The following is an 8,743-nucleotide window of genomic DNA, read 5'->3' as shown; positions in this document are numbered from 1 at the left end:
ACACTGAGCCGCAGGAGGGGGCGATGTTTGCCCTTGGCTGCCAACCGCAAGCAGTCCCATTGGGCTTGCTCCAGCAGTGTCCAGCACGCCTCCGTACCCCAGGAATACTCGTTCAGGAGGCGGCTGAGCGCACTTTTGCTGACCAATTCAGCACGGTGCAGCGCGGTTTTGGTCGCCGTGTCCAGAAACATGAAGAGCGCAGCCCCCAGGCTGCGCTGTTGGTACGACGTAGTGGGCACGGCCAGGAACTCGTCTGCCAGAATGCGGACGCGCTCCCCCGGAATCTGTGACTTTGACATTCCCAGATTCTCCCGGCTGGGAGCGCTTCGCCGTCGTTATGCAGGTGCAACTCCTGAGCAAGACCTACGGCAACAGCCGGATCACCGCTGTGGATCTCAATGGCGAGGATCTGGATACTGATAAGCTGATCGTCTACCCGCTGAACCAGGAGCAGGACATCCTGCGCCAGCAACCGCACGGGAAGCGTTGACTTGAGGGGACGTCTCACCTGTTTTACACTGCCCTCCGCCACATGAAAAGCGTGCTGCAAAGAGTTTTTCGGCGTTCGGCAGTTTTCTATCCAAGATACTCAGGCGTAAATGCCTCGTATCGCGAACTGCTCAGGGTCATCTTTGCGGCCATCAGCGGCATCACGGCCACCACCACGATGGTCTGGCTGGCGGCACGGAACAAACGGCGACCCGTCTGGACGCTGGTCCTCACCATGCTGGCAACGCTTGCGGGCATCACGTTGACCGTCAGTCTGGTGTGGTACGCCGCCGGGCCAGGAGACCGCCAGAGGAGGCCCGCCATGAGAGTTCTAATTTCTTCCGCCATTTTTGGGGTGATTCTGACCCTGTTGCTGGCCCGCCTGTTGATTGGCCTCGCCGTGGAAGCGTTGCCCGACGCGCAGGTGTTTTTGCGGGCCTATGTGGCGGCGCTGGCGGCGTTACTGGCCGTCACGGCGGGCTTTGCCCTGATTGGGGCATTGAGCGCGGGGGCGCTGTCGCTGACGGCGCTGGGCGTGCCGACCCGCGCCAGACCGTACCGCGTGGGCGTGGCGCTGGCGGTGGCCGGGGGCGTGCTGATGGTCCCGGCGCTGCTGATCCTGGTGGGAACGGCGGTGTACCAGCAGGGGGCGCTGGGCAGGAACCTGCACCTCAGCGTGCTGCTGGGCGTGGTGGCGGCGCTGTACGGCCTGCTGGCGGGTTTGCTGCTGGGCCTGCTGACCGTGAGGCTGGGGCAGGTCTGGCGGCCCGCGCTGGCCGGACTGCTGGGCGCAGCCCTGGGCGGCGTGGTCTGCGGGCTGCTGTTCCCGTTGCTGGGCGTTTCGGGCGTGATCCGCAGCGGCTGGGGCTTCGTGCTGATCGTCATGCTGCTGGTGGGCGTGATCCATCTGGCCTGGGGCCTCAGCGTGCGCCGGGCCATGACACGCATCGTGGAAGTGGGGGAGAAGCGCGTGGGCTACCCGTTGCAGGTTGCCAGCCGCCTTCAGGTCAATGTCGTCGCCACCCTCTCGCTGCTGGTGCTGACGGCGGCGCTGGGCCTGACCCGAACGCTGGGCGAGTTCGTGACCTCTCGCCCGGTCAATCCGGCCCCCCTGCGCGTGACGCAGCCCGCGAATGTCAGCGCCCTGTCCGCATGTTCTGAACCCACAACCGTGCTGGAGCGGGCGGTGTGGCGCGTGACCACCCAGGGCGACCGCCCGGACCTGTCGTGCCAGAACGCGGTCTATCCCCTGATCCGCATGCCCGGTCCCAGCGCCGCCGCGACTCAGGCGGTCTCGTCGGCAGACCTTGCCATAGAACAGGGGATGGAAAGCCAGGACCCGGCGGCGGCCAGCGGTTTTGACGACGTGGCCGCGCTGGTCCTGAGCGCCAAGCGCGAGGTGCTGTTCACCACCATGCAGTGGGAAGAGGGCCAGCTCAACCCAGGCCAGACGCTGGCAAAGGCGCTGGGAGGGCTGTACCAGCGTGTCAAGGCCAACCCCGCTGCCTATCCCGGCGGTATCGTCGTTCGCCTGACACTGGGCAATTACCCGGTGGTGGCCTCCTTTGAGTGGGGGCCGAGGTCTGGGGCGCGCTGCGTGACCTGACGGAAGCGGGCGTGCCACTGGATGATTCTGCCCTGAAGTGGCAGGTGCGGCTGGGCAACTACACCGGCACCTTTCCGCACAGCCACGTCAAGCTGCTGGCCATCGACGGCGAGTTGCTGATGGGCGCGGGCTTCAATTACGGCCACATGCACTTCCCGCCCAATCATCTATCGGGCCGGGGGGGCAACCTGTTTGATCTGGCGCTGGTCACTCGCGGCCCGGTGGCGCAGGAGGGCGTGACCGTTTTTGAAGACCTGTGGACCCGCAGCAAGGTGGTGGAATGTGCTGCCGAGCCAGACCCCGCCGACCCGCAACAGGGCTGCCGTCTGGGTGCACGCGGCGTCCGGGGCGGCCCGCCCGAGGTCCGTGACGTCCAACCGGCGGGGTCGCAGCGCGTCTTCAGCCTGTACCGCCGCGAGGGCTTCACCGAGGCCGATCAGGCGGTGGTGGCCGTGCTGGAGGCTGCCAGAAGCCGGGTGGACCTGCTCCAGGTCAACTTCAGCATGGACCTGGGTTGCTTGGTCGCGCTGCTGAATCCAGCGCTGTGTACAGAGCGCGCCCGCCTGCCCTACATGACGGCCCTACTGGACGCTCTGGAACGCGGCGTCAAGGTGCGCCTGATGACCGACGAGGGCGGCCTGGGCGGCATTGAAAACCGTATTGCGCTGGCCTACCTGGGCCGCGAGATGAGGAAGCGCGGCATCCCCGCCCCTCGCTTCGAGGCCCGCCGGTTCCCCACGCCGGTCCATGCCAAGGCCATTCTGGTGGACAATCAGATGCTGGTGGTGGGCAGCATGAACCTGCACTATTCCTCGTGGACGCAGGGACCGCTGGGCCTGGCCGAGTATGACCTGGCCACCACCGCCCCCCCGGTGATCAGGGAATTCACCTCGATCTACCGCGAGTACTGGCCGCGCTCCGAGAAGGTGGTCCTGCCGCCCTTCCTGACCGAAACCAGCGTGGGGCAGCCGTGAAAGGCTCAAGGCCCTCTGCCCAACCGTCTGCGAGCAGCTCTACCAGTCATACGGACTCCGATTGAAAGGTGTTGAGAACGCCTGGACATCCGAGCGGGCGGCCAGGCGTTCTCATGGGCGCTGCCCTGGACAGGACAGCCAGGAGGAGGAAACTGAATCCGAATTAGATCTGCTGGACCAGTCCCGTCAAGCGAGCGCCCCCGCCATGTGGGTGGGGGCGCTCGGTAGTGCTCTGTTCTGGCGAAGAGGGTGGGATTCGAACCCACGGTACAGTTGCCCGTACTTCAGTTTTCGAGACTGACCCATTCAACCGCTCTGGCACCTCTCCGCGCCGGTTCAAACGATGGGCAAGCGGGAGTGTAGCACGGCAGTTACTCCGGCGGAAGTGGTTTCTGGAATGCTGCTTGGTGCTTGCCGAGAAGCTGGCGCATGGCTGGCATGACCTTGTAAACATTATCCAGCGCGTTTCCCATACCAGCCCAACACCAGACGGTTGAAATGTGGATCCCAATCCTCTGATCGAGCCGGGCCAGCAGTCGCGGCCAAGCTGGATGCTGACTTGGGCAGCCCGTATCTTTAAAAGACTCGATCATGATCTCCATCAGCGTGAATTGCTCGTCCTCGGGATGCCCGCCAGAATCATAAGCGGCCAGCAATTCCTCGACCCTACTCTGCTCACCAACCTCCCATTGCCAATCTTGCATATCTGGCAAATTCGGCAGCCCAAACCGTTTGCTGAGACTTTTGATGGCTTCCCTCGTGGGCCAGCGCCGAACATCATCTGGTACATCATTCACAGCTCAGTCTCTGCCCGGTGACGGCGGGAGTCCAGACCCGCAGTTTTTAACCTCTTTCCCCTTGCGCCCTCACCCCCGCGCGGCGTATCATGTCAAGGTTGAAAACTGCCCCGGTCCAGGGTTGCACCGCGAGGAGTTTCTCGGCATGCCGCTCCGGCAAGTGACCCATCAGGCTGATGCTGACAGTCCGGTAAAGTCCGCCAGGAGCGCGTGATTACCTCAAAGCAAGACCTGTCAACCCGTCGCCCGGCCCCGTACGCGTGGGCTGGCCCCACCTTCCGAGAAAGATTCACGCATCTCTGAACACCGAACACGAGGAGTGATTCACCCTGCCTACCACCCAGCAACTGATCCGCAAGGGGCGTTCCACGCTCCAGAAGAAGAGCAAGGTTCCGGCCCTGAAGGGCAGCCCCTTCCGGCGCGGCGTCTGCACGGTCGTCAAGACCACCACCCCTAAGAAGCCCAACTCGGCGCTGCGTAAGATCGCGCGTGTGCGCCTGTCCAGCGGCTTTGAAGTCACCGCGTACATTCCCGGCGAGGGCCACAACCTCCAGGAACACAGCGTGGTCCTGATTCGCGGCGGACGCGTCAAGGACCTGCCCGGCGTGCGTTACCACATCGTGCGCGGCAGCCTGGACACCCAGGGCGTCAAGGACCGCAACAAGAGCCGGTCCAAGTACGGCACCAAGAAGCCCAAGGCGGCCAAGAAGTAAACGTCCCGCTTTTCTAGGGACAGTTTATTAGGGACAGTCGGCACGCCCCCTTGCGGCAAGAACAATCATGTTCGCCGGAGGTCAGGCCAATGAATCAAGCAACACGCGCTTAAACACAGCGCAACCAACAAGTACCCAAGGAGTTCAACATGGCACGTCGCCGCAGAGCAGAAGTGCGTCCCCTCCAGCCCGATCTGGTTTATCAGGACGTGCTGGTCAGCGCCACCATCAACCGCATCATGGAAGACGGCAAGAAGAACCTTGCCAGCCGTATTTTCTACGGAGCCATGAAAGTCGTGCAGGAGCGCACCGGCCAGGAGTCCCTCAAGATCTTCAAGCAGGCCATGGACAACATCAAGCCGCGCGTGGAGGTTCGCAGCCGCCGCGTCGGGGGCAGCACCTACCAGGTGCCCGTTGAGGTCAGCGTGCGCCGCCAGCAGAGCCTGACCCTGCGCTGGATGATGTCCGCCGTGGACAGCCGCCCCGAGCGCACCGCCATCGAGCGCCTGGCGGGCGAGATCATGGACGCCGCGCAGGGCCGGGGTGGCTCGATTAAGAAGAAAGACGATATCGAGCGCATGGCGGAAGCCAACCGCGCGTATGCCCACTACCGCTGGTAAAGGTTTTTCCGCCCAGAAGCGATGACTGGACGGTGGGCATTCCTACCGTCCATCTCGCGTGAAGGGTTCCAGACTGTTCAATCGGCGCTGCCCGTGAGCTGACGCCTCTACAACGAGAGCGACGTTCACAGCGCGGCGCACCACCGGGGGGCGAGACACGTTCCCCTACCTATCAGGGAGTCTAATGATCACCAAAGCCACCAATTATCTGACCCATTTCCGCAACATCGGGATTGCCGCGCACATTGACGCGGGCAAGACCACCACCACCGAGCGCATCCTGTTCTTCACCGGGCGCAACCGCAGCATCGGCGAGGTGCATGACGGCGCGGCCACCATGGACTGGATGGAACAGGAGCGCGAGCGTGGCATCACCATCACCGCCGCCGCCACCACCGCCAAGTGGACCCGTTCCGGCACCGAGCAGGAATACGTCGTTAACATCATCGACACCCCCGGTCACGTGGACTTCACCATTGAAGTCGAGCGTTCCATGCGCGTGCTGGACGGCGCGGTGGCCGTGTTCGATTCCAGCCAGGGCGTCGAGCCGCAGAGCGAGACCGTGTGGCGTCAGGCGGACCGGTACGGCGTGCCGCGCATTGCGTTCTCCAACAAGATGGACAAGACCGGCGCAAGTTTCGAGCTGGTGCTGAACGACATCCGCGAACGTCTGGGCGCGATTCCTGCCCCCATCCAGTACCCGATGGGCGAGGAAAACGACTTCAAGGGCATCATCGACATCGTGAGAATGCAGACCCACACCTTCGCCAACGATCTGGGCACCGAGATCGTGGTGGGCGAGATCGGCGATATTCCCGAGAAGTTTGTGGGCAAGGTGGCAGAAATGCGCGCCATGTTGATCGAGGCCGCCGCCGAAGTCGACGAAGACGTGATGATGAAGTTCCTGGAAGGCGAGGACCCCACCCCGGAAGAACTGATCAGGGCGCTGCGCAAGGGCACCATCGCGCAGAAGATCTTCCCGGTGCTGTGCGGCAGTGCGCTGAAGAACAAGGGCGTTCAGCTTCTTCTGGACGCCGTGATTGACTACCTGCCCAACCCGCTGGAAGTCCCGGCCATCGTCGGTAAGGTGGAAGACAGTGAGGAGACCGTTACCTTTCCTCCCGATCCTGACGGCAAGCTGGCCGCGCTGGCGTTCAAGATCATGGCCGATCCCTACGTGGGCCGCCTGACCTTCGTGCGCATCTACTCCGGCACCATGCAGTCCGGCAGCTACGTGATGAACGCCAGCAAGGACAAGCGCGAGCGCGTGGGCCGTCTGCTCAAGATGCACGCCAACAGCCGTGAGGAAGTCACCGAACTGAGGGCCGGGGAACTGGGCGCTGTGATTGGTCTCCGGGACTCTGGAACGGGCAACACCCTGATCGGGGACGGCGACGACGCCGTGTTGCTGGAAAGCATCGATATCCCGGAACCCGTGATCAAGCTGGCCATCGAACCCAAGACCAAGGCCGACCAGGAAAAGATGGGTGTCGGTCTCCAGAAGCTGGCCGAGGAAGATCCCACCTTCCGTGTGGAATCTGATCAGGAAAGCGGTCAGACCACCATCTCGGGCATGGGCGAGCTGCACCTGGAAATCCTGGTGGACCGTCTGAGGCGCGAGTACAAGGTGGAGGCCAACGTGGGTGCGCCGCAGGTGGCCTACCGCGAAACCATCACCCGCGCCACCGACGTGGAAGGCAAGTTCGTTCGTCAGTCGGGCGGACGCGGGCAGTTCGGGCACGTCAAGATCCGCGCCGAGCCTCTGGAACCCGGTTCCGGCTTCGTGTTCGAGAACGCCGTGGTGGGCGGCACCATCCCCCGCGAGTACATCAACCCGGCCCAGAAGGGCATCGAGGAAGCCATGCAGAGCGGCCCCATGCTGGGCTTCCCGGTGGTGGACATGAAGGTCACCATTTACGACGGGTCTTACCACGACGTGGATTCCTCGGAAATGGCGTTCAAGATCGCGGGCAGTATGGCCCTCAAGGAAGCCGTCCAGAAGGGCGCTCCTGCGATCCTGGAACCCGTGATGCGCGTTGAGGTCACCGTGCCTGACGACTTCATGGGCGATATTATCGGCGACCTCAACAGCCGCCGGGGTCAGATTCAGGGCATGGAAGCGCGCGGTAACGCCCAGCTCGTCAAGGCCTTCGTGCCGCTGAGCGAGATGTTCGGGTACGCCACCGAAATGCGCTCGATGACCCAGGGCCGCGCCAGCTATAGCATGTTCTTTGATCACTACACCCAGGTGCCGACCAACATCGCCCAGGGGCTGATGAAGAAGTAAATCAGATCCAATGGAGAAGGCCCGCCAGTGACGGCGGGCTTTTCCTGTGGCCAGCCTTTTCTGTGGCCAGCCTTGTGGAGGCGGGCGCGTTACTCTGGGCAGTCATGACTGCTCCCAGCACCCCAGAACAAAAGCAACCCGGCCCGCGTCCACAGCGGCTGCTTTTCATCACGCTCCCGCTGCTCATCGGGACCCTTTACTTTGCTCTTCAACTTCTGACGGTCCCTTTTTCCGGTCCCTTGCTGAACGACGTCATGCTTCAGATCAATGAACGGTTCTCAAATTCGGGGATACCGCCGGTACAACTCGCACCGGAACAACTGCAATGGGTCCTCTGGATCTCGTTTGCCGTCTTCGCGCTGCTGATTCTCTGGCTCTATTTCACGCGCCGCGCGCTGTTGGAAGGCCGGAGCTGGGGCCGCGTGTCGGCCATCGTGATCGGCGTTCTCTCGTTGCTGGCCCTCCCCATCGGGACGGTGCTGGGCGTCTTCATTCTGATCGGCGCGTTCGATCGGGATGTGATGGCCTATACCCGGCGCTGACGCAGTGGAGGTGCTGAAGGCTTGAGCTTGGCGCGGTCCGCTTCGGATCAGGACCTCCTCAGTGTCCGAACCGATATGCCCACAGCTATGGCCCGGAAGCAGATTTCGGGCCTCTTTCGCGTACTTGCCATCATTCCCCATTTCCTGTATCCTTCTTCTTCGGTGCGTCTGGATTCCAGCGCAACGTGCCAGCACGGCGGGACACTGCCCTGGCGAGAATCAACCCAATGTGGGTCACACCATCAGAACCCTGCGGCATGCGCGGGGGACGCCCGATCAAAGGGGCGGTTTTGCGTGTGAATCCACCACTTGGAGGGAGTAAAGAACATGGCAAAAGGAACCTTTTCGCGCAGCAAGCCGCACGTGAACATCGGCACCATCGGTCACGTCGATCACGGCAAGACCACCCTCACCGCCGCCATCACCTTCACCGCCGCCGCCATGGACCCCACCATCGAAACCATGGACTACAGCCAGATCGACAAGGCCCCCGAAGAAAAGGCCCGTGGCATCACCATCAATACCTCCCACGTCGAGTACCAGACCGCCACCCGTCACTACTCGCACGTCGACTGCCCCGGCCACGCCGACTACATCAAGAACATGATCACGGGTGCCGCGCAGATGGACGGCGCAATCCTGGTCGTCAGCTCCGCTGACGGCCCCATGCCCCAGACCCGCGAGCACATCCTGCTCGGGCGTCAGGTCGGCATTC

Annotated in this window: 9 protein-coding genes, 1 tRNA gene and 1 pseudogene; 8 read left to right on the top strand and 3 right to left on the bottom strand. The window is 63.0% G+C overall.

Annotated elements, in window-relative coordinates; genetic code table 11:
* A pseudogene (locus tag Q322_RS0118745) lies at positions 1-299 on the bottom strand (IS701 family transposase); the annotation flags it as partial.
* Between Q322_RS0118745 and Q322_RS23650 the strand changes: the two are divergent.
* Genes Q322_RS23650 through Q322_RS21280 form a run of 3 tightly spaced genes read left to right on the top strand, consistent with a single transcriptional unit; the run spans position 287 to position 3,069 of the window.
* Positions 287-490 (top strand): hypothetical protein, encoded by a 204-nt coding sequence (locus Q322_RS23650; RefSeq protein WP_156953162.1) that lies wholly within the window; start codon positions 287-289, stop codon positions 488-490. The pseudogene Q322_RS0118745 and the gene Q322_RS23650 sit on opposite strands and share 13 nt — an antisense overlap.
* Before the next feature lie 42 nt (positions 491-532).
* Positions 533-2,095: a phospholipase D-like domain-containing protein gene (locus Q322_RS24855; RefSeq protein WP_156953161.1), complete on the top strand. Its 1,563-nt coding sequence runs from the start codon at positions 533-535 to the stop codon at positions 2,093-2,095.
* Positions 2,059-3,069 carry a phospholipase D-like domain-containing protein gene (locus tag Q322_RS21280; RefSeq protein WP_051668764.1) on the top strand — a complete coding sequence of 337 codons (1,011 nt, stop codon included), beginning with the start codon at positions 2,059-2,061 and terminating at the stop codon, positions 3,067-3,069. The genes Q322_RS24855 and Q322_RS21280 overlap by 37 nt, the downstream gene beginning before the upstream one ends.
* A 238-nt stretch (positions 3,070-3,307) precedes the next feature.
* On the opposite strand, the gene Q322_RS0118725 is transcribed toward Q322_RS21280, so the two are convergent.
* Positions 3,308-3,397: transfer RNA gene (locus Q322_RS0118725), tRNA-Ser, on the bottom strand.
* A 43-nt stretch (positions 3,398-3,440) separates the two neighbouring features.
* The gene (locus Q322_RS0118720; RefSeq protein ID WP_156953160.1) at positions 3,441-3,866 is read right to left on the bottom strand and encodes a hypothetical protein; all 426 of its coding nucleotides are present in this window, start codon (positions 3,864-3,866) and stop codon (positions 3,441-3,443) included.
* Positions 3,867-4,195: 329 nt separating this feature from the next.
* Here Q322_RS0118720 and rpsL point away from each other — a divergent pair, with 329 nt between their 5' ends.
* From rpsL to Q322_RS21985, 5 genes are all read left to right on the top strand, one after another.
* Positions 4,196-4,579 (top strand): 30S ribosomal protein S12, encoded by a 384-nt coding sequence (gene rpsL / locus Q322_RS0118715; protein WP_029479391.1) that lies wholly within the window; start codon positions 4,196-4,198, stop codon positions 4,577-4,579.
* 149 nt (positions 4,580-4,728) lie between these two features.
* Positions 4,729-5,199, top strand: coding sequence for a 30S ribosomal protein S7 (gene rpsG / locus Q322_RS0118710; protein ID WP_029479390.1), 471 nt, complete (start codon positions 4,729-4,731; stop codon positions 5,197-5,199).
* A gap of 184 nt (positions 5,200-5,383) precedes the next feature.
* On the top strand, positions 5,384-7,486 hold the full coding sequence (gene fusA / locus Q322_RS0118705; RefSeq protein ID WP_029479389.1) for an elongation factor G: 2,103 nt from the start codon (positions 5,384-5,386) through the stop codon (positions 7,484-7,486).
* Between the two features lie 104 nt (positions 7,487-7,590).
* Positions 7,591-8,028, top strand: coding sequence for a hypothetical protein (locus Q322_RS0118700; protein ID WP_029479388.1), 438 nt, complete (start codon positions 7,591-7,593; stop codon positions 8,026-8,028).
* 327 nt (positions 8,029-8,355) lie between these two features.
* The coding region (locus Q322_RS21985; protein ID WP_029478838.1) for a GTP-binding protein at positions 8,356-8,743 on the top strand (388 nt) is incomplete at its 3' end.

This window comes from Deinococcus frigens DSM 12807 (assembly GCF_000701425.1).
In the GTDB taxonomy this organism is placed as follows: domain Bacteria; phylum Deinococcota; class Deinococci; order Deinococcales; family Deinococcaceae; genus Deinococcus; species Deinococcus frigens.
The sequence above is the reverse complement of the archived record's forward strand: the minus strand, read 5'-3'. Positions and strand labels throughout refer to the sequence as shown.